General features: G+C 60.8%; 18 protein-coding genes. 9 read left to right on the forward strand and 9 right to left on the reverse strand.

The genetic code is table 11. From position 1 onward, the window contains the following. Positions 1-64 precede the first annotated feature (64 nt). Positions 65-646 (reverse strand): DNA-3-methyladenine glycosylase I, encoded by a 582-nt coding sequence (locus OKC29_RS18055; protein ID WP_073348588.1) that lies wholly within the window; start codon positions 644-646, stop codon positions 65-67. Between the two features lie 209 nt (positions 647-855). Here OKC29_RS18055 and glyQ point away from each other — a divergent pair, with 209 nt between their 5' ends. From glyQ to OKC29_RS18070, 3 genes are all read left to right on the forward strand, one after another. Beyond that, positions 856-1779 (forward strand): glycine--tRNA ligase subunit alpha, encoded by a 924-nt coding sequence (gene glyQ / locus OKC29_RS18060; protein WP_016348984.1) that lies wholly within the window; start codon positions 856-858, stop codon positions 1777-1779. A 9-nt stretch (positions 1780-1788) separates the two neighbouring features. After that, entirely contained in the window at positions 1789-3858 is a 2070-nt protein-coding gene (gene glyS, locus OKC29_RS18065) for a glycine--tRNA ligase subunit beta (protein ID WP_073348587.1), read from the forward strand. A 290-nt stretch (positions 3859-4148) separates the two neighbouring features. Then, positions 4149-4736 (forward strand): DUF3251 domain-containing protein, encoded by a 588-nt coding sequence (locus OKC29_RS18070; RefSeq protein WP_073348586.1) that lies wholly within the window; start codon positions 4149-4151, stop codon positions 4734-4736. A gap of 255 nt (positions 4737-4991) precedes the next feature. Here OKC29_RS18070 and OKC29_RS18075 read toward each other — a convergent pair whose 3' ends face one another. After that, a complete protein-coding gene (locus tag OKC29_RS18075) occupies positions 4992-5498 on the reverse strand; it encodes an AAA family ATPase (RefSeq protein WP_073348585.1) in 507 nt (168 codons plus the stop codon). Positions 5499-6061: 563 nt separating this feature from the next. Here OKC29_RS18075 and OKC29_RS18080 point away from each other — a divergent pair. After that, entirely contained in the window at positions 6062-6442 is a 381-nt protein-coding gene (locus OKC29_RS18080) for a hypothetical protein (protein ID WP_073348584.1), read from the forward strand. Between the two features lie 212 nt (positions 6443-6654). Here OKC29_RS18080 and OKC29_RS18085 read toward each other — a convergent pair whose 3' ends face one another. Next, positions 6655-7557, reverse strand: coding sequence for a LysR family transcriptional regulator (locus OKC29_RS18085; RefSeq protein WP_073352282.1), 903 nt, complete (start codon positions 7555-7557; stop codon positions 6655-6657). Between the two features lie 126 nt (positions 7558-7683). Between OKC29_RS18085 and OKC29_RS18090 the strand changes: the two genes are divergently transcribed. The 3 genes from OKC29_RS18090 (at position 7684) to OKC29_RS18100 (ending at position 9370) form a co-directional block, all read left to right on the forward strand. Beyond that, on the forward strand, positions 7684-8250 hold the full coding sequence (locus OKC29_RS18090; protein WP_073348583.1) for an NAD(P)H-dependent oxidoreductase: 567 nt from the start codon (positions 7684-7686) through the stop codon (positions 8248-8250). Between the two features lie 123 nt (positions 8251-8373). Continuing rightward, positions 8374-8778 carry a g-type lysozyme inhibitor gene (locus tag OKC29_RS18095; RefSeq protein WP_073348582.1) on the forward strand — a complete coding sequence of 135 codons (405 nt, stop codon included), beginning with the start codon at positions 8374-8376 and terminating at the stop codon, positions 8776-8778. A 112-nt stretch (positions 8779-8890) separates the two neighbouring features. Beyond that, complete coding sequence (locus tag OKC29_RS18100; protein ID WP_073348581.1) at positions 8891-9370, forward strand: DM13 domain-containing protein; 480 nt, start codon at positions 8891-8893, stop codon at positions 9368-9370. 89 nt (positions 9371-9459) lie between these two features. Here OKC29_RS18100 and OKC29_RS18105 read toward each other — a convergent pair whose 3' ends face one another. The 5 genes from OKC29_RS18105 to norV all read right to left on the reverse strand — a co-directional run bounded on the left by OKC29_RS18105 (position 9460) and on the right by norV (position 15354). Continuing rightward, the gene (locus tag OKC29_RS18105; RefSeq protein WP_073348580.1) at positions 9460-10686 is read right to left on the reverse strand and encodes an aromatic amino acid transporter; all 1227 of its coding nucleotides are present in this window, start codon (positions 10684-10686) and stop codon (positions 9460-9462) included. Between the two features lie 288 nt (positions 10687-10974). After that, positions 10975-12192, reverse strand: a complete 1218-nt coding sequence (locus OKC29_RS18110; protein ID WP_073348579.1) for a 4Fe-4S binding protein — start codon at positions 12190-12192, stop codon at positions 10975-10977. Between the two features lie 121 nt (positions 12193-12313). Then, a complete protein-coding gene (locus OKC29_RS18115) occupies positions 12314-12655 on the reverse strand; it encodes a DUF1971 domain-containing protein (protein ID WP_019840749.1) in 342 nt (113 codons plus the stop codon). A 51-nt stretch (positions 12656-12706) separates the two neighbouring features. Then, positions 12707-13873 (reverse strand): NADH:flavorubredoxin reductase NorW, encoded by a 1167-nt coding sequence (gene norW / locus OKC29_RS18120; RefSeq protein WP_073348578.1) that lies wholly within the window; start codon positions 13871-13873, stop codon positions 12707-12709. Further along, positions 13870-15354, reverse strand: coding sequence for an anaerobic nitric oxide reductase flavorubredoxin (gene norV, locus OKC29_RS18125; protein WP_073348577.1), 1485 nt, complete (start codon positions 15352-15354; stop codon positions 13870-13872). Before norV ends, norW begins: the two co-directional genes overlap by 4 nt. Positions 15355-15524: 170 nt before the next feature. Between norV and norR the strand changes: the two genes are divergently transcribed. Further along, positions 15525-17051, forward strand: coding sequence for a nitric oxide reductase transcriptional regulator NorR (gene norR / locus OKC29_RS18130; RefSeq protein ID WP_073348576.1), 1527 nt, complete (start codon positions 15525-15527; stop codon positions 17049-17051). A gap of 77 nt (positions 17052-17128) precedes the next feature. On the opposite strand, the gene OKC29_RS18135 is transcribed toward norR, so the two are convergent. Next, positions 17129-17836 (reverse strand): GntR family transcriptional regulator, encoded by a 708-nt coding sequence (locus tag OKC29_RS18135; protein WP_010635556.1) that lies wholly within the window; start codon positions 17834-17836, stop codon positions 17129-17131. Positions 17837-18120: 284 nt separating this feature from the next. Between OKC29_RS18135 and OKC29_RS18140 the strand changes: the two genes are divergently transcribed. Next, positions 18121-19707 (forward strand): alpha-glucoside-specific PTS transporter subunit IIBC, encoded by a 1587-nt coding sequence (locus OKC29_RS18140; RefSeq protein ID WP_073348575.1) that lies wholly within the window; start codon positions 18121-18123, stop codon positions 19705-19707.

Raw genomic sequence — 19707 nt, forward strand, 5'->3', positions numbered from 1 at the left:
TGACGCCATGCTGATATGCAAAAGGGAGGCATCTGCCTCCCTTCTCTTTTATCTTGCGCCCGGTTTATTGGCGCGCAGGGCCCTGCTGGCACTCGGCGTGGCAGGGGCAGGTCACCAGATGATCGTTCACCATCCCCACCGCCTGCATGAAGGCGTAGCAGATGGTGCTGCCGACGAAGGTGAAGCCGCGCTTCTTGAGCGCCTTGGACATGGCATCCGACTCCGCTGAGGTCGCCGGAATGTCACCGTTGCCCTGGCGCTGGTTGACGATGGGGGCGCCGCCCACGAAGCCCCACAGATAATCGACAAAGTCGATGCCTTCCACCTCCAGCGCCAGATAGGCGCGGGCATTTTTGATGATCGACTGCACCTTGAGCCGGTTGCGGATGATGCCGGTGTCCTGCATCAGCCGCTCCACATCCTGCTCGTCGAACTGCGCGATGCGCACCGGATCAAAATCCGCATAGGCGCGATGGTAGCTCTCGGTGCGTTTCAAGATGGTGATCCACGACAGCCCCGCCTGCTGGCCGTCGAGGCAGAGCTTGGCAAACAGCTCGCGGGGGTCATAGACCGGCCTTCCCCACTGTTTGTCATGGTATTCGATGTATTCCGGGTCCTTGGTCACCCAGGCGCAACGCAACTCCATTCCCTCTCTCCTGTCATTTCATCCAATCCCCGGGGTCGATGCCAACCCGGGCGTGGGAGTGCCGACAACCCCTCCCGCCCAGGCCCGGCGCAGCGCCATCACATTAATCCGCTGTAATTTCGCCTATTATCCGACCATGCCAGACGGTATACTCCTTCGGTTCACATTCAGCAAATCTTGCTCTGATTTCATTTCGCGCGAAAAAAATTATGCAAAAATTCGATGTCAAAACCTTTCAGGGCCTGATCCTGCAGCTGCAGGACTATTGGTCCCGCCAGGGCTGTACCATCATTCAGCCGCTGGATATGGAAGTGGGTGCCGGTACTTCTCACCCCATGACCTGCCTGCGCGCCCTGGGCCCCGAGCCCATCGCCTGCGCCTACGTGCAACCGTCCCGCCGTCCGACTGACGGCCGCTACGGTGAAAACCCGAACCGCCTGCAGCACTATTACCAGTTCCAGGTGATCATCAAGCCTTCCCCCGACAACATTCAGGAACTCTATCTGGGCTCCCTGAAAGAGCTGGGCATGGATCCTGAAATCCACGACATCCGCTTCGTGGAAGACAACTGGGAAAACCCGACGCTGGGTGCCTGGGGTCTGGGTTGGGAAGTGTGGCTGAACGGCATGGAAGTGACCCAGTTCACCTACTTCCAGCAGGTTGGCGGCCTCGAGTGCAAGCCGGTCACCGGCGAGATCACCTACGGTCTCGAGCGTCTGGCCATGTACATTCAGGGCGTGGACAGCGTCTACGATCTGGTCTGGTCTGACGGCCCGCTGGGCAAGACCACCTATGGCGACGTGTTCCACCAGAACGAAGTGGAGCAATCCACCTACAACTTCGAACACGCCGATGTGGAGTTCCTGTTCCACTGCTTCGAGCAGTACGAGAAGGAAGCCCAGCACCTGCTGGCACTGGAAAAACCGCTGCCGCTGCCTGCCTACGAGCGCATCCTCAAGGCCGCTCACTCCTTCAACCTGCTGGATGCCCGCAAGGCCATCTCGGTCACCGAGCGTCAGCGCTACATCCTGCGCATTCGCACCCTGACCAAGGCCGTGGCCGAGGCATACTATGCCTCCCGCGAAGCGCTGGGCTTCCCGATGTGTCAGCGCAGTGAGAACAAGCAAGGTTAAGGAACGGACATGGCACAACATACATTTCTGGTAGAGATCGGTACTGCTGAGCTGCCGCCCAAAGCCCTGCGCTCCCTGGCCGAAGCCTTTGCCGACAACTTCAAAGCCGAACTGACCAAGGCCGATCTGGCCTTTGGCGACGTCGAGTGGTTTGCTTCACCGCGCCGTCTGGCGCTGAAGGTAAGCGAGCTGGCTGGCGAACAGCCAAGCAAGAGCGTCGAGAAGCGCGGCCCGGCCGTGGCTCAAGCGTTCGATGCCGAGGGCAAGCCGACCAAGGCTGCCGAAGGCTGGGCCCGTGGCAACGGCATCACCGTTGAGCAGGCCGAGCGTCTGGTCACCGACAAGGGCGAGTGGCTGGTTCACACCGCCAAGGTCGAAGGTCGTCCGGCCAAAGAATTGCTGGGCGAACTGGTTAGCCAAGCGCTGGCCAAGCTGCCGATCCCGAAAATGATGCGCTGGGGCGACAAGACCATCCAGTTCGTGCGTCCGGTCTTCACCGTGACCCTGCTGCTGGATGGCGAGCTGGTGCCCGCCCACATTCTGGGTATCGACTCTGCCCGCACCATCCGCGGTCACCGCTTTATGGGTGAGAGCGAGTTCACCATCGACAACGCCAGCCAGTACCCGCAGATCCTGCAGGAGCGCGGCATAGTGATTGCCGACTTCATGGCGCGCAAGGCCAAGATCAAGGCTGACGTCGAAGCGGCCGCTGCCGCCTTCGGTGGCGTAGCCGATCTGGACGACGCCCTGCTGGAAGAAGTGACTGCACTGGTCGAGTGGCCTGTGGTGCTGACCGCCAACTTCGAAGAGAAGTTCCTGGCCGTGCCGGCTGAAGCGCTGGTACACACCATGAAGGGTGACCAGAAGTACTTCCCGGTCTACGACAAGAACGGCAAGCTGCTGCCGAAGTTCATCTTCGTCACCAACATCGAGTCCAAAGACCCGAGCCAGATCATCAGCGGCAACGAGAAGGTGGTTCGCCCCCGTCTCTCTGACGCCGAGTTCTTCTTCAAGACCGACCTCAAGCAGACTCTGGCCTCCCGCCTGCCGCGCCTTGAAACCGTGCTGTTCCAGCAACAGCTGGGCACCGTCAAGGCCAAGGTCGAGCGTATCGAGACTGTCGCCGGCTTTATCGCCGAGCGTATCGGCGCCGACGTGGCTCAGGCCAAGCGTGCCGGCCTGCTCTCCAAGTGTGACCTGATGACCAACATGGTCGGCGAGTTCACCGACACCCAGGGTGTCATGGGGATGCACTACGCCCGTCACGATGGCGAAGACGAAGCGGTAGCCGTGGCCCTCAACGAGCAGTACATGCCGCGCTTTGCCGGTGATGCCCTGCCGTCCGGTCTGGTTGCCTGCGCCGTCGCGCTGGCCGACAAGTTCGACACCCTGGCCGGTATCTTCGGCATCGGCATGCTACCGAAGGGTGACAAGGACCCGTTCGCCCTGCGTCGCGCCGCCATCGGTGCCCTGCGCATCATGACCGAGAAGCAGCTGGATCTGGATCTGGTTGAACTGGTTGAAGAAGCGGTACGCGTCTACGGCGACAAGCTGACCAACAAAACCGTCGTCACCGACGTGGTCGACTTTATGCTGGGCCGCTTCCGCGCCGCCTATCAGGACGAAGGCATCGGTGCCGACGTGGTGCTGGCCGTACTGGCCCGCCGCCCGACCCGTCCGCTCGACTTCGATCGTCGCGTCAAGGCCGTCAGCCACTTCCGCACGCTGGATGCCGCACTGGCACTGGCTGCCGCCAACAAGCGCGTGAGCAACATTCTGGCCAAGGTCGAAGGCGAACTGCCGACTGCCGTCAAACCGGAACTGCTGGTCGATGCCGCCGAGAAGGCGCTGGCCACCCAGGTTGCTGAACTGCAAGCCGAACTGGCCCCGCTGTTCGCTGCCGGTGACTATCAGGCTGCCCTCACCCGTCTGGCCGCCCTGCGCGAGCCGGTCGACACCTTCTTCAACGAAGTGATGGTGATGGCCGACGACGAGGCCCTCAAGGCCAACCGTCTGGCGCTGCTGAACAACCTGCGCAACCTGTTCCTGCAAGTGGCGGATATCTCCCTGCTGCAGTGATCCTGGTTGGGTAAGTGAACGGTACGGCAACATTTGTTGCTTAACCAATTTTGAGCACACTAAATAAATGAGGGAGGCATAATGCCTCCCTCATTATTTTTTGTATCAATCAAAATTATTGAACAAAGAAAATAGGTATTTACTTAGTAACATCATTCAGTTTAATGAATACAAAATCAAAAACAACTTTAACTGATTGACTTTACCTTTACTAGCAAACTAATTATAATTTTTAGGTTTTTCTTATATGAAAAATACCGTAGTTAATTTAAATGCACAGGTGAATTAAAATGCCAAAAATAATTAAATTTGGAATTATCATTTTAGGTTTATTTCAGATAACCGCATGTGATTCAGTTCAGAAAATATCAAAATCGGCAGAAATTATCGACTCTCAGCAAACAACAATAAATGAACTTAAAAGTGAAGTTAATACGTTAAAAAAAGAGATTGATGATGTAAAACAAAAGCAAGCAAAACTAGAGTTAGCAAACTTTATTAAAGACTTTGAAAAAATAGCTTTTCTTAACCCTGGTGACGATGGTTACTCACCAATAAAATTTGATCTTGGCACACTAACGATCCAGCTTTCTGATGTGAAAGCATACGCAAATGGTTCTAAAATTAATTTGAAATTTGGAAACCCACTTTCATCATCAATAAATGGTCTAAAGACAACTGTCCAATGGGGTCAAGTCGATGAGAAAGGCATTGCTATAAATGAGACAGCAAAATCAAAAGAATTCACTTTCACCACAACATTGCGCCCCGGTGCTTGGACTACGATACCAGTAGTACTCGAAGGTGTTCCCCCAGAAAAACTAGGTTTTGTGAGGGTTCGTGATGTAACACATACTGGAATTGAGCTCAGCAGATGATTTGGATGTGAAAAGTTTAACTCCTTTCGTTAAAAGGCAGGGGTTTAGCATATTAGACACCCTGCTTTATCTATTTATATCACTACCTAAATATCTCATATGTTAGGGTTAAATTAGCCGATAGGTGTAATCGGACGTTCGCGTAAATGGATTCCCCCGCCATAACAGCCAGCCGAATATCCTCCTCCCTCTGGCGGCACCTGACTCACGGCAACAAAGCCCCTCGTTCGTCCGATTAGGCTGAGCTAATCGAACCTACAACGGCTTTGCCAACGCGGCGACAATCGCTTCCACGCTCTGGGTGACCGACAGGGTGGCGCTATCCAATACCAGACGCTCACTGTCCCAGGGTTGATAGTCGCGATTGATCACCGCCTGCCAATCCGGCAATGCCAGCCCCTCGATATCCACCGTCCGGTTCTCGACCCGCTCGCGGTGCAGCTTCGGATTGGAGCAGATCACCTCAACATCGAGACAGGGCACCCCGACCGAGCGGGCGATGTCGTGGTAAGCATCCCGAGTGAGCTGGATGGGGTTAACGGAATCCGTGATGACGATCGAGCCAAGAGCCAGGTTCTCTCTGGCCAGCTCATAGGCGACGAAATAACCGGCGGGCCCCATCTCGTTATCCGCATGTTCCGCAGCACGAATGGCCTGCTCTATGGTATCAATGCGCAGGTAGACGGCGCCCAGCCGCTGGGCCAGGGCTCGTGCGATGGTGCTTTTTCCACTGCCCGGCAAACCACTGAAGATGATCAGCATGTTCCATTCCCGTGATGAAAGAATAGCCGAGCCATAGGGTATCGGATTGTCATCGCGCCCACAGCATCTTGTTCAGGGCTGCACGGGATATGCCCGCCAGTGGCTTCTCTTGCTCGACAGTCGTCATCGAATATGCGCGAATATAAGCCTGTCTCTCTACCGATCATCCAAATTAATATGCAGGCTGGCTGATGGATAGCAATAACCACAAAAGATATTTTGTACGTCCATTTTTCTTGTTGTGCCTCATCAATGAAGCTGTTGTTTATGCCAAGACATACCTAAAAATAAACAACGCAGCATTAAAGTGGCGTTGTTTTATATATCCAACCATCTTTCATATCACCGTGATGATGAAAAATGGTGACATCCACATTCAAAAACAAACCTTTTAAAATCAATATCTTATTTTCAGTTAAAGATAGGAGGCCCAAACAATGCACTTGCAAAGCAATATATAAAATCAATATCAGACTTATCAGAATTAAATAGGCATGGCCTTTTCCACCTCTCCATTTTAATTTCCGCCATTCACCCAAAACACACAAATGGAGATGTGTAGAATGATAATGAAACAGAAGTTCGTTATGTTGGCCGCCTTGTCCACCCTGATGTTATCTACCAGTGCTTTGGCCACTTACCGGGTAGACGTGCAGTGTCTTGATCGGGTCATGTTGACCGATGTGCATGCCGGTTATATCAAATCGGCCAGTGGCGGCCCCGACGCGGGCAATGCGGTGGTCATTTCATGGGAAAAGAATTATGAGCAGGGCAGCACGAGCTTCCATGTCTTCAAGAACCTGAATGATTACCCCGGCAGGGGCATGTTCGAGATGGCCTTGCTGGCGCTGGAACGCGGCCTGCCGGTCAGTGCCTGGGGCAATGACTCCCAATGCTCCGGCGGTATTCATCAGTTGAAGATTACCCGTAGCTTCAACCCCTAATCCTGCCGGCGTACAGGCTGGCGCGATAAATTGAGTGAACACCAAGCCGGGCCAGTCAGCTGCGCCCGGCTTTTATCATTCTCCTGCCAGTCGCCCATGTATCCCGCCCACTGGTCCACCGACTGGCTGGCCACCGCCGCTTATATGCCCGATGACGCTGCGCAGATCGAACCTGCATGAAATACTGGCATGTGATGAATACCGCGCCGGCGTTATGGAAGCGACCGATGGGCCAGCAGGTAGTCGATCAGGGCGCGAACCCGGCCGGTCTTGGCGCTTTCCCGTCGGTAGTAGAGGTACAGGCCGGGATGGGTCACCCACCAGGGCTCCAGCACAGGTATCAGGGTGCCGGCGGCAAGATGGGGAGCGGCCACCGGTTCGATCATCTTGCCGATACCCAGCCCCTGTTTGGCGGCATCGATCATGGCGTCGGTGTCGTTGACGATAAGCGCCGTGCCCATCTCCGGGGCCGGCATATTGTCATCGAGAGCCAGCCGCAGTGCGGACAGGCGGTTGGAGGTGGTGAAGCGGTAGCGGATCAGCCGATGTTCACTGAGCTGCATCGGCGTCGTCGGCATACCGTGCCGGGCCAGATAGTCGGGCGAGGCGAACAGAGCCTCGCGCAGGGAGCCGCTCAATGGGCGCGCCACCATGCCCTCGTCGACCCGATCACCAGAACGAATGCCGAGGTCGATCCCCTCCCGCTGTATGTCGACCGTGGCATCAGAGAGGTGCAACTCCAGCTCTATCTCCGGGTATTGGTGGCAAAAACCGGCATAAAGCGGCTGCAAAAAGCTCTGGAACACGTAGCGAGGCAGGGTCATGCGCACCTTGCCGGCAGGGGCGCGACCATGTTGACCCACCAGCTCCAGTGCACCATCGAGGGTCGCCATGGCGTGACCGGTCTGGTCGTGCAGCTGTTGCCCCGCCTCGGTCAGCTCCATGCTTCGGGTGGTACGCCGAAACAGCGCTAGCCCCACGGTCTGCTCCAGCTGTTTGAGCGCCAGACTCACGGTCGGGGCCGACATCTCGAGCCGACGAGCAGCACCTCGGATCGACCCTTCCTGCACTATGCAGTGGAAGATCATCAGGCAGTGGAAGGTGGATCCTTTCATGGTGATGGCCACTTTTGTTAGTTAATAGCTAACAATCATTTTGCCCAATCCCGTCTAAAAATAAACAGTCCTCCCCCTTATAGTGGCGCCAATCCATCCAATACGGCTTTCACAGGAGAACATGCCATGAACAAGGTGCTGGTCATTTCCGGTCATCCCGACCTATCCCACTCTTTTACCAACCGGGTCATCCTCGGCGAGCTGGAGGAAGCCATCGACGGCATCCGGGTGCGGCGCCTCGATCAGCGCTACCCCGATGCCCGCATCGACGTGGCTGCCGAGCAGCAGGCCCTGCTGGAGGCCGACATTCTGGTACTGCAGTTCCCCTTTTACTGGTATTCGGTGCCGGCGCTGCTGAAAAAGTGGATCGACGAAGTGCTGACCTTCAACTTCGCCTACGGGCCGGAGGGGGACAAGCTCAAGGGCAAGCCACTGCTGATCTCCCTGACCGTGGGAGGACCGCAGGAGTCCTATCGCCCACTCGGTTACAACCACTTCACCATTCCCGAGCTGCTCAAACCCCTCGAGCAGCTGGCCTACCTGACCGGCATGTCCTATGAGCCGCCGATCTGGAGCCACGGCATGGTCTATATCCCCGAGGTCTACAACACCAGGGAGCTGGTCGAGGCTCGCGCTCGCGACCATGCCAGCCGACTGATCGCCGTCATCCGGGAGTTGCAGCAGGTAAACTGAACAGGGCAACGATCGCCCCTCACTGCGGTGGAAAAACGGCCCGGATAGGCAACCCGCCGATTTGGGCATATCTTGTCGGGGCGGCTCTGCCAGGGTGACAGGGCCCCTTCACGAGGTACAGCGATGAAACGAGCAATCCAGGCCGCCCTGCTGGCCGTCACCATGGCCGCCGGTGCGCAGGCCGCCGACAAGGTCACCACGGTTCCGGTGCAGTTTGCCAAGGGGGCCCACAGCGCCCAGCTCAAGGGTAGCTTCACCGGCTATGACACCATCCATTACACCCTGGTGGCCAAGGCGGGCCAGACCATGACGGTCAAGATCGGCGGCAGCAGCAACGCCAACTTCAATGTCTTCGCCCCCGGCGCCCAACCCGGCCAGGCCGAGGCGATCGGTCGCAACGATGGCGATGGTCAGTGGCAAGGCGCCCTGCCCACCTCCGGCAAGTACCTGATCCAGGTCTATCAGATGCGTGCCTCCGCCCGCCGCGGCGAGCAGGTGCCCCACACCCTGGCGGTCAGCATCCAGTAAACCACGCCTGCGCGATGCCCGTGCAACCACCGTCATGCCCCATTCCGGGGTGGGCATGACGGCGGCCTGCTGGTAGGGTGGTGCCATCAATTAATCAACGACCGAGACCGCCATGCAACGCAAAACCCTGGCCCTGCTGCTGGCCAGCCATCTGCTGGTGGGCGCCGCCGGCTTTGCGGCCGGCATCTATGCCCTGCCGATCCTGATCGCCCCACCCGCCCCCGCCAACGAGCAGGTTGCCGCCCGGCAGGCTCAGGCCAGCTTTCACGGCACCTTTCGCCGAGATCTGCAAGACAGCGACCGGCTGCACTGGGGCGAAGGGCTGGTCAGCATCGGGCCCGATGCCATCAGCCTGATGGGCAAGCTGGCGCCGGGGCCCGACTACCAGCTCTACCTGTCCCCCACCTTCATCGAGACCGAGGCCGACTTTGCCAGTCTGAAGGAGAAGATGGTGAAAATCGGGCCGGTGAAGACCTTCGACAACTTCATCGTCCCCCTCCCTGCCGATGTGAACCCGGCCGACTACGACAGCGTGATCATCTGGTGCGAGACCTTCGGCCAGTTCATCACCGCCGCCCGCTACCGGCAGTAGCACCACAGGTGACCGTCAGTGCTGCATCATAAAAAACGCCGCCATCAGGCGCCGCTTTTTGTCGCAGTCTGCCGGGGCAGGCCGGGGTGTCAGCCGGTGTAGACGGGCAGCATGCCCGCCATGTTGAGCAGGTGGAACGCTGCGGTCAGTACCCCGAACAGGAAGACGCCGGCGATCATCGGCATGCCGCCCGGTGCCCGGAAGCCATCCTGCTTGTCCCTTTGCTTGCCCTTGCCGGTGCGCACCTTCCAGGCCAGCAGAGCCGGGATGATGCAAGTCCACAGGGTGGCCACGGCGCCCGCGTAGCCGATGGCCATCAGGAAGCCGAACGGGAACAGCAGGGAGAGCAGCAGCGGCGGCAGGAAGGTGGCCGCCCACGACTTGGCGCGGCCGCCGCGGCCGTTGTCGAACTTGAACAGATCCGCCAGATAGTCGAACACCCCCAGCCCCACCCCGATGAAGGAGGAGAGGATGGCGGCCATGGAGAAGAGGTTGAGGGCGCTGGAGACGGCCTCGGATTCGATCACCGAGGCCAGCGCCTTGAGCAACACGTCGACGTTGCCGCCCTGGGCCACCACGGGCCCGAACTCGCTGCGCGGCAGGTTGCCGAACACGCTCACCAGCCAGATGAGGTAGAACAGCAGGGCGATGGCGGTGCCGCCGAGGATGGCGTAACGGGCGCGGCGCTCCTCACCGTAGTAGGCGCGCATGGACGACACCGAATGGTGATAGCCGAACGAGGTGAGCGCCACCGGCAGCATGGCCAGCGCATAGGGGGCATAGCTGGCGTGCTCGCTCAGGGTATCGAACAGCAGGGTCGGCTTGATGTTGAGCGACAGGCCCGAGATGCCGAACACAAAGCTCAGCCCCATGGCGATGACCAGCACCACGGAGATGCGATCCACCGCCCTAGTGGAGTGCCACACCAGACCGGAGAAGCCCAGGGTAAACAGGATGGATCCCCAGTGGCTGCCGATGCCGGTCATGCCGTCGATGATGAGGCCGGCCGAGGTGATGTAGGCGTAGAGCAGTATGCCGCCGACAAAGTAGACGGTGAGGTTGTTGAGGGCGTTGAGCTTCTCCCCCAGTAGTTCGCGGGTAACGGTATCGAACGACACGCGCAGCGGATAGCCCTGATACGACTCCAGCAGCATCCAGCCGGAGAGCGTCATCACGATCATGGTCAGGGTGATGGCCAGCACCGACCAGATGGTCCAGGCGCCCGCCCCCGCACTCGGCAAGCCCAGCATGCCGGCCCCTACACAGACGCCGGCAATGATGCATGCCCCGCCCACCAACGATGGTTTCTGTCCCATTTACTTCTCCAAAGACGATTGTGGATCTGATCGCGACCGCGGACCGTTGCATGTGCTACGCCGGTTGTCATGGTAGATCGCGCTCATCTAGGTGCCGGCGCCCGGCGCTGGCTGCTTCGCAAGGGAAGCAAGGTGCGCTCAAGGCGGGCTGCCGGCTCGACACGGCAGCAGGGCCGCCAGGTCGGGGAAGGGACTTTACCCTGCTACCCCTCAGGTATCAAATGCGGGTGCATGCTCAGGCTGCCCAACGGGCCCTTCGCAGACAGCCTGCAACTGGCTCCTTGTCACTCAATGAGTGAGTTGCGGCAGTAGTTGCAGCAGGTGGGCGCGATCCGCCAGCGGCGTCTGGCTGACCCAGATACCCAGCAGGCCGTAAGCGAGCAGCGGCAGCACCAGCAGCAACAGGCAGAGCAGACCCAGCAGCCAACGGGGCTCAAGCCTGCGCGTCTTGCTTCCAAGGTGCAGTGCATCGGCCCGCTTGGGGCAGGCGGCCACGCAGCTCAGACAGCTGGTGCACTCGAGACTGCGCACCGCGATGAGCTGGTGTACCTGGATGCGCGACGGGCAGGCCCGGCTGCACTTGTCGCAGTCGTGGCCCGCGCTGCGCAGGCAACGGGCCGGGTCACGGCGAATGCGCAATGGGGTCAGCAGGCCGAGCAGGGCCAGCCAGGCGCCATAGGGACAGAGGTAGCGGCAGAACCCTTGCCGGAAGGTGGCAGTGAGCAGCAGCACCCAGCCAAGGCACAGACCCGAGATCAGGGTCAGGTTGAAGAAGAAGGCCCCCATCTTCATGTCCGCCGCCTGATGGTAGGGGCTGGTGAAGTAGCCGGGCAGGGCGGTGCTTGGCACCGCGATCAGCACGATAAACAGCAGAAAGGCGAGCACCAGAAACTTCTGGCCACGCAACACGACATCGAGCCAGCGCGGCGGCGTCCACTCCCCCGCCAGCCATCGGCTGCGCAAACCGTGCAACCATTCACCCACCAGCCCGAGCGGGCAGAACCAGGCACAGAACGCCCGTCCCAGCAGCAGGGCCGACAGCGAGAGCACCAGCACGGTGACGGTGGCCGCCGGATGGTGCGGATCCACCAGCCCCTGTCCGAGCCAGGCCCGCAACCCGAGCCCACCGGCGATGGGCAGGAAGCCGTCCACCACGTCCGGACGCACCAGCCAGGGGCTCATCCCCTGCCCCAGCTGCCAGACATGCAGGCCGTACTGCAGCGTCACCAGCCCCCAGCAGAGCAACAGCAGCTGGCGCGTACGCGCCCGCAGCCACTGGCTGTCGAGCACCTCGAGGGCGGGCAGCGGCCGCCGTTGGTGCCAGAGGGCAAGCGCGCCGGCCACCAGCCCGACGCCGAGCCAGAGCAGGCTGTCCGCCGCCAGCAACCAGAGCATGAGCAGCAGGCCGAGGGCAAGACGCCACCGCCAGCCCGATCGCGCCTGCCACGCCAGCAGCACCAGATAGGCCAGGCCGGCGGCCATGGTCACGGCTTCGATCACGCTCATGTTTCCCTCACTACCTCATCCACCACTGGCGGCAAGGATAACGGACATCTGAATTGATTATTTTGATCTGCATGGGCAGAGGGGGACATTTGCGCCCAATGCCCCTCCCCATGATTGCACCTTATGCCTTGCGGCTGTTGAACAGCGGCTGGTCGGATTCGGCCTGCTCGGCCCAGAAGTGGATGTTGAAGCGGGCATCCTCCGACAGCTCGACCCTGTGCCAGTACTGGGGCGGGCTGGTGGCAAACTCCCCGGCCCGGATCACCAGGCTAACCTCGGGCTCCTCGGCCTGCTCGTCGGCAAAGCCGTGATAGGTGACGGTCCCCTCCATCACGCAGAGCTGGCCGAACACTCCGGCCGCAGTGTTGTGGTGGGTAAGCAGGGCCTGGGGCACATTCTGGCGGGTGAAGAAGGGGGTGGAGCGGCGCACCACCCAGTGAGACGGAATCAGTTGCATGGCCATATCGGTTCTCCTCGAGTGGCCGGGTCGACCCGGCCGGTGCAATGAGAGGGGTTAACGGGGCAGCTGACGCAGCAGCGGGAAGGCGGCGCTCATCTGGTCGCCTCCCACCACGAAGCCGCACAGCTCGCCGGCTTGATCGCGCGCCTCGGCCACCATGCCGTGGCTGTTCCAGCGGCACTGCCAGGCGAGATCCTCGCCCTTGGTGCGGCCGGCCAGTTGCAAGGGATAACGCGGCGTCTTCACCTTCACCAGCATGGGCGGCAGGGTCAGCGGGGTCGGCGTGCCGAGCAGGGTGCGCGCCAGCGCATTGGCCCCCAGCACTATGGGTTGCAGGAAGGGGAGCAGCTGACCCTGCCACTGCACGCAATCCCCCAGCGCGAAGATGTGGGGATCGCTGGTCTGCAGCCGATCGTCGACTAGGATGCCGCGCTCCACTGCCAGCCCGGCCCCGCGGGCCAGGGCCAGATTCGGCCGCAGGCCGATCGCGGCGATCACCAGATCCTGCTCGCTGGTGCGGCCATCGGTCAGAGTCACCCGCCAGCCATCGCCCGGCTGGGCATCTATCCTGGCGAGACCTGTCCCGCACTGCAGGCTGACCCCCTGGCTGCGCAGCGCCTGTTGCAGCGGCTGGGTCAGAGTGGCGGGCAGCAGGGCGCTGAGCGGGCTATCGGCCAGATCCAGCAGGGTAACCTCGCGGCCATCGCTCGCCATGTCCATCGCCAGCTCGCAGCCGATGAGGCCGGCCCCCAGCACCAGAATGCGGCGGGCCTGCTGGATTGTCCCCTCGGCGGCAGCATACTCCTGCTGGCTGTTGAGGGTGACCAGATGCTCGCTGCCCGGTAGCTCGGGGCGTACCGCACTGGCACCGGTGGCCAGCACCAGCTGGCCGTAGGGGAAGCTGCCCTGCTCGGTCAGCACCAACCGCCGGGCAGGGTCGATACCGAGCACCGGGCAGTGGGGCAGCAGTGCGATGCGCTGCTGCTCGGCAAAGTCGCTGCCACTCTGCCGGGTCATGGCCGCGGCGGCGCAGCCCCGGCTCACCACATGGCTCAAGTCCGGCTTGTTGTACTCGTCGCCGCTGTCGGCGGTGATGAGGCGGATGGGCTGCTCGGCGTCCAGCTTGCGCAGGCTCTTGACCAGTTGCTGGGCGGCGAAACCGCTGCCGATCACCACTATCTCGCGGCTGATACCGGCGTCACTCTGCATTGTTGCGCTCATACACAGGCCTCCACGGCGCAGGGTTCGAATACCTCCTTGCCGATGCCGCAGCCCGGGCAGAGGAAACTGTCAGGTACCTGGGCCCAGGGGGTGCCCGGCGCCACCAGCTGATCCGGCTCGCCCTGGGCTGGGTCGTAAACCCACTGGCAGACGGTGCAGAGCATGGCCTGGTCGTCATCCCATTCAGCGGCAGCCGCTGCGGCTTGCGGCTCAACAGCAGGCATCGCGGGGACGGGTGCCACCGCCGCCTGAGTGGCGGTGATCGGGCGAGGCGCGTCCAGCGGATGCAGCGCCCACTGGCGGGCCAGCTGACGGCCATGCTCGCGGCACTCGGCCAGCGCCGAGCCATCCGGCCGCCACTTGGCCTTGAGGGAGATGCTGATATCAAAGCCCGCGTCCATCAGCCGGGTCTGGATCCGGTCCACCGCGCCGCCGGTCCAGCCATAGCTGCCGAAGGCCGAGGCACGCTTGTTGCGAAAACGCAGGCCGGTGATCTCCTCGAGCATGCCCGCCACCTTGGGCATCATGACGTTGTTCATGGTGGAGGAGCCCACCAGTATCCCCTTGGAACGGAACACCTGGGTCAGGATCTCGTTCTTGTCGTGGCGGGCCACGTTGTAAATCTTCACCGCCACGCCGGGGTCCACCTCGTGGATGCCCTGGGCGATGGCGTCGGCCATCATGCGGGTGTTGTTAGACATGGAGTCGTAGAACAAGGTGATGCGGTCTTCCTGATAGTGGTCGGCCCACTCCAGGTATTTCAGGATGATCTGGGTGGGGTCCTCGCGCCAGACGATGCCGTGGGAGGTGGCCACCATGCTCACCGGCAGGTTGAAGCCGAGCACTTCCTTGATCTTGGCGGTCACCAGCGGGCTGAAGGGGGTGAGGATGTTGGCGTAGTAACGCTGGCACTGCTCCATCAGCTCGGTCTGATCCACCTCGTCGTTGAACAGGTGCTCGTCGCAGTAGTGCTGGCCGAAGGCGTCGTTGGAGAACAGCACCGCGTCCTCGGTCATGTAGGTCATCATGCTGTCGGGCCAGTGCAGCATGGGGGTCTCGATGAATACGAGCTGCTTGCCGTTGCCGATGTCCAGGCTGTCACCTGTCTTGACCGGGTGGAAGTTCCACTCCGGGTGGTGATGATGGCCGGTGATGGAGTCGATGGCGTTATGGGTGCAGTAGATGGGGGTGCCCGGGATGCGGGCCATCAGCTCGGTCAGGGCGCCGGCGTGATCCTCCTCGGCGTGGTTGATCACCACATAGTCGATGGAAGCGAGATCGATCTCGGCCGCCAGGTTCTGCACGAACTCGCGGCTGAACTTGTGATCGACGGTATCGATCAGCACGTTCTTCCCTTCGCGGATAAGGTAGCTGTTGTAGCTGGTGCCCTTGTGGGTCTTGTATTCGGTACCGTGGAAGTCGCGTACCTCCCAGTCCCGTTGGCCGACCCAGTGGATGTTGTTCTTGACGTGAATGCTCATCAGGCAGTTCCTCGAATGCAATAGTGTATGTTCGACTGAACCAGCTATTGCAGCGGACGTGCCAATATGTAACTTGTTGTTTTTAATGGACACACATATCCATCATTGTCATTTAGACAGCCTCTCTTTATAGTCAAAATCACAAACACACTGTCATTTGGACAATCATCGTGATCTCGACCGACAGCCTGGCGCGCATCGCCCTCGACCTGCAACTCGGCATCTCCCATCAGGACCGCTTCCACCGCCTGATCCAGAGCGTGCGCAGCCTGCTGAACTCGGATGCCTCGGCCCTGCTGCGTTACGAGGGGGGCCAGTTCATCCCGCTGGCCATCGACGGCCTGATGCAGGACGTGCTGGGGCGCCGCTTCGCCCTCAAGGATCACCCGCGCATGGAGGCCATCGCCCGCGCTGGCGACGTGGTGCGCTTCCCTGCCGACAGCAGCCTACCCGACCCCTATGACGGCCTGCTGCCGGATCACGACGACTTCAAGGTGCACGCCTGTGTCGGTCTGCCGCTGTTCTCGGATCAGGCGCTGATAGGCGCGCTGACCATAGACGGCATGAATCCGACCCAGTTCGATGCCATCAGCGACGAGGAGCTGCGGCTGGTAGGCGCCCTGGCCGCCGCCGCCCTCAACAATGCTCTGCTGCTGGAGCGACTCGCCCGCCAGAGCAGCGAACCGCTGGTTCCCGGTACCCGGCCCGGCCCTGAGCAGCCGGAGATGATCGGCCAGTCCCCCGCCATGGCCCGGCTGCGCCACGAGATCGAGGTGGTCGCCAACTCGGAGCTGAACGTGCTGATCCTGGGGGAGACCGGGGTCGGCAAGGAGCTGATCGCCAAGGCGGTGCATCGCGGCTCCCAGCGCGCCAAGGCACCGCTGGTCTACCTCAACTGCGCCGCCCTGCCGGAGTCGGTGGCCGAAAGCGAGCTGTTCGGCCACGTGAAGGGGGCCTTCACCGGCGCCATCCACAACCGGGCGGGCAAGTTCGAGCTGGCGGATCAGGGCACCCTGTTTCTCGACGAGATCGGCGAGCTCTCCCTGCCCCTGCAGGCCAAGCTGCTGCGGGTGCTGCAATACGGCGATCTGCAGCGGATCGGCGACGACACCCCGCTCAAGGTGAACGTGCGCATCCTGGCGGCCACCAACCGGGATCTGAAGCAGGCGGTGGTCGAGGGGCAGTTCCGGGCCGACCTCTACCACCGGCTCAGCGTGTTCCCGATCCACGCCCCGGCGCTGCGCGAGCGCCCCGGCGACATCCCCCTGCTGGCCGGTTACTTTTGTGAGCGCTGCCGGCTCAGCCTGGGGCTGGAGCGGCTGCGCATCCAGCCACAAGCACTGCAACTGCTCGAGCGCCACGACTGGCCCGGCAACGTGCGGGAGCTGGAGCACGCCATCCACCGCGCCGCCGTGCTGGCGCGGGCCGAACAGGGCAGCCAGGCCCCGACCCTCGCCAGCCATCACTTCAACCTGGCAGCCGGCCCCCTGCCCCCCTCCACCAGCCCCGCCATGGCGCCGGTTGCCCCCTTGCCCGGCGGCCTCGGCCTGCGGGCCGCCACCGACGCCTTCCAGCTCGCGCTGATCGAGCAGACGCTGGCCGCCCATGACGGCAACTGGGCCGCCACCGCCCGCGCACTGGAGCTGGACGGCGGCAACCTGCACCGGCTCGCCAAGCGGCTCGGCCTCAAGGCCTGAGGCGTCCATTCAGGGCCATCAAACAAAACCCCCTCGCTGGCGAGGGGGCTGGTATACGCAACAAGATGGGGGGTAGGTTAGCCGCGGGCGCGGCGCAGGTGATAGTCGACGTGATAGTCGTTGGCATTGCGGAACATGATGGAGTAGTTGAGAAACTCGCCGTTCTCGCCGTATGAGAGCGAAGTGAGCCGCAGGATGGGCGCCCCCTGCTCGATGTGCAGCAGTTCGGCCATGCGCCGGTCGGCCAGCACGGCGCTGAAACTCTCGTAGTTGCCGGCGATGGGGAGCTGGCACTCGTTCTCGATGTAGGCGAACTTGGATCCCTCCAGATGGGCCACCGAGAGGGTGCGAAACAGCCGCACCGGCATGTAGCTCTCCTCCACCAGCAGGGCCCGGCCGTCCACCGAGCGCACCCGGTTGGAGAAGTAGACCGGCTCGTTCACCTTGATCCTGAGCTGGCTGGCGATGGCGGGCGGGGCCGGCATGGTGCGAAACTCCAGCACCTCGCTGGTCAGGCTGCGGCCCTGTTCACGCATCAGCTCGGTGAAACCGCTCAGCCCCTTGGTCTCGTGCTGCACGTCCTTCTTGGTCACGTAGGTGCCGCTGCCATGGCGCCGCTCCACCAGCCCCCACTCGATCAGCATGTCCACCGCCTTGCGCACCGTCATCCGCGATACCCCGAACTGACTCGCCAGGGTTTTCTCGCTCGGCAGGACATCCCCCACCCGGCAATCCGCCCCGTTGACCCGGATACGCAACCGATCCGCCACCGATTTGTAGATCACTGCTAGACCTCTCTTCACCCCACCGGGGTGGCGCTCCATTCGCTCGTCTTTATTTCAACCATCTGAAAATAAACAATTTTAAATTCAAATAACCCGATAAAAACGTCACAAAAACAAGACGTACAACAATATCGCAAAATTTAGATCTCTTTGTCTAAATAAGTGCATGCGCCGGATCACATAACCACCACATATTTCATGAGGGCCTGATCGCTTGTTGTTAGGTTCAATTCAGCAATACGACAACAGCAGTCAGACAATTCTCTAATAAAAAGGGACGCTATATGCTCAGTCAAATTCAACGTTTTGGCGGGGCAATGTTTACGCCTGTATTACTGTTTCCATTCGCAGGTATGGTGGTAGGCATTGCAATCATGCTGAAAAATCCCATGTTCGTGGGAGAGACGCTGGCCAATCCTCAGGGACTGTTTTTTCAAATAGTTCATATTATTGAAGAGGGTGGCTGGACGGTATTTCGAAATATGCCGCTGATATTTGCCATCGGCCTGCCGATCGGGCTGGCAAATAAGGCCCAGGCCCGCGCCTGCCTCTCCGTGCTGGTCAGCTTCATGACCTGGAACTACTTCATCAATGCCATGGGGATGACCTGGGGCGACTATTTCGGGGTCGACTTCAACCAGGCGGTGGGTGGCGAGAGCGGGCTGGCCATGGTGGCCGGCATCAAGACCCTGGACACCAGCATCATAGGTGCCATCGCCATCTCCGGCATCGTCACCGCCCTGCACAACCGGCTGTTCGACCGGCAGCTGCCGGTCTTTCTCGGCATCTTCCAGGGCAGCTCGTTCGTCACCATCGTCGCCTTCTTCGTGATGATCCCCTGCGCCTGGCTGACCCTGCTGGGCTGGCCCAGGGTACAGATGGGCATCGCCTCCCTGCAGGAGTTCATGCTGGTCTCCGGCCCGCTCGGCGTCTGGGTCTACACCTTTCTCGAGCGAATTCTGATCCCGACCGGCCTGCACCACTTCATCTACGGCCCCTTCATCTTCGGCCCGGCCGCGGTGGAAGGCGGCATCCAGCTCTACTGGGCCCAGCACATGCTGGAGTTCAGCCAGAGCACCCGACCGCTGATCGAGCTGTTCCCCCAGGGCGGCTTCGCCCTGCACGGCAACTCCAAGATCTTCGGGGCCATGGGGATTGCGCTCGCCATCTACGCCACCGCCGCCAGAGAGAACAAGGCCAAGGTGGCCGGCCTGCTGATCCCGGCCACCCTGACCGCCATGCTGGTGGGGATCACCGAGCCACTCGAGTTCACCTTCCTCTTCATCTCGCCCCTGCTGTTCGCCATCCATGCCCTGCTGGCGGCCACCATGGCGACCGTGATGTACCTGTTTGGGGTCGTCGGCAACATGGGCGGCGGTCTGCTCGACCAGTTCCTGCCGCAGAACTGGATCCCCATGTTCCACAATCACGCCGGCATGATGTTTACCCAGATTGCCATCGGGCTGACCTTTACCGGGATCTGGTTCCTGATATTCCGCACGCTCATTCTGAAATTCAATTTGAAAACCCCGGGGCGGGATGAGAGCGAAATAAAACTGTATTCCAAGGCTGATTATCAGGCCGCCAAAAAACAGCGCGGCCATGATATTGCCGGCCATATTCTGGCGGCGCTCGGTGGTGCGGAAAATATCAACAGTCTGAACAACTGCGCCACCCGGCTGCGCATATCGCTACGCGATGCGGAGCTGGCGGCACCGGATGATGCTTTCAAACAATTGGGTGCCCACGGCGTGGTCCGCCACGGTGACAGCATCCAGATCATTATCGGTCTGCATGTCCCCCAGCTAAGGGAAAACATGGAGAGCCTGATGAACAACCCCTCCTCCTCTTCTTTCGTAACGGAGTCATGA

The organism is Aeromonas sp. QDB34 (genome assembly GCF_027705405.1).
Classification (GTDB): Bacteria; Pseudomonadota; Gammaproteobacteria; order Enterobacterales; family Aeromonadaceae; genus Aeromonas; species Aeromonas hydrophila.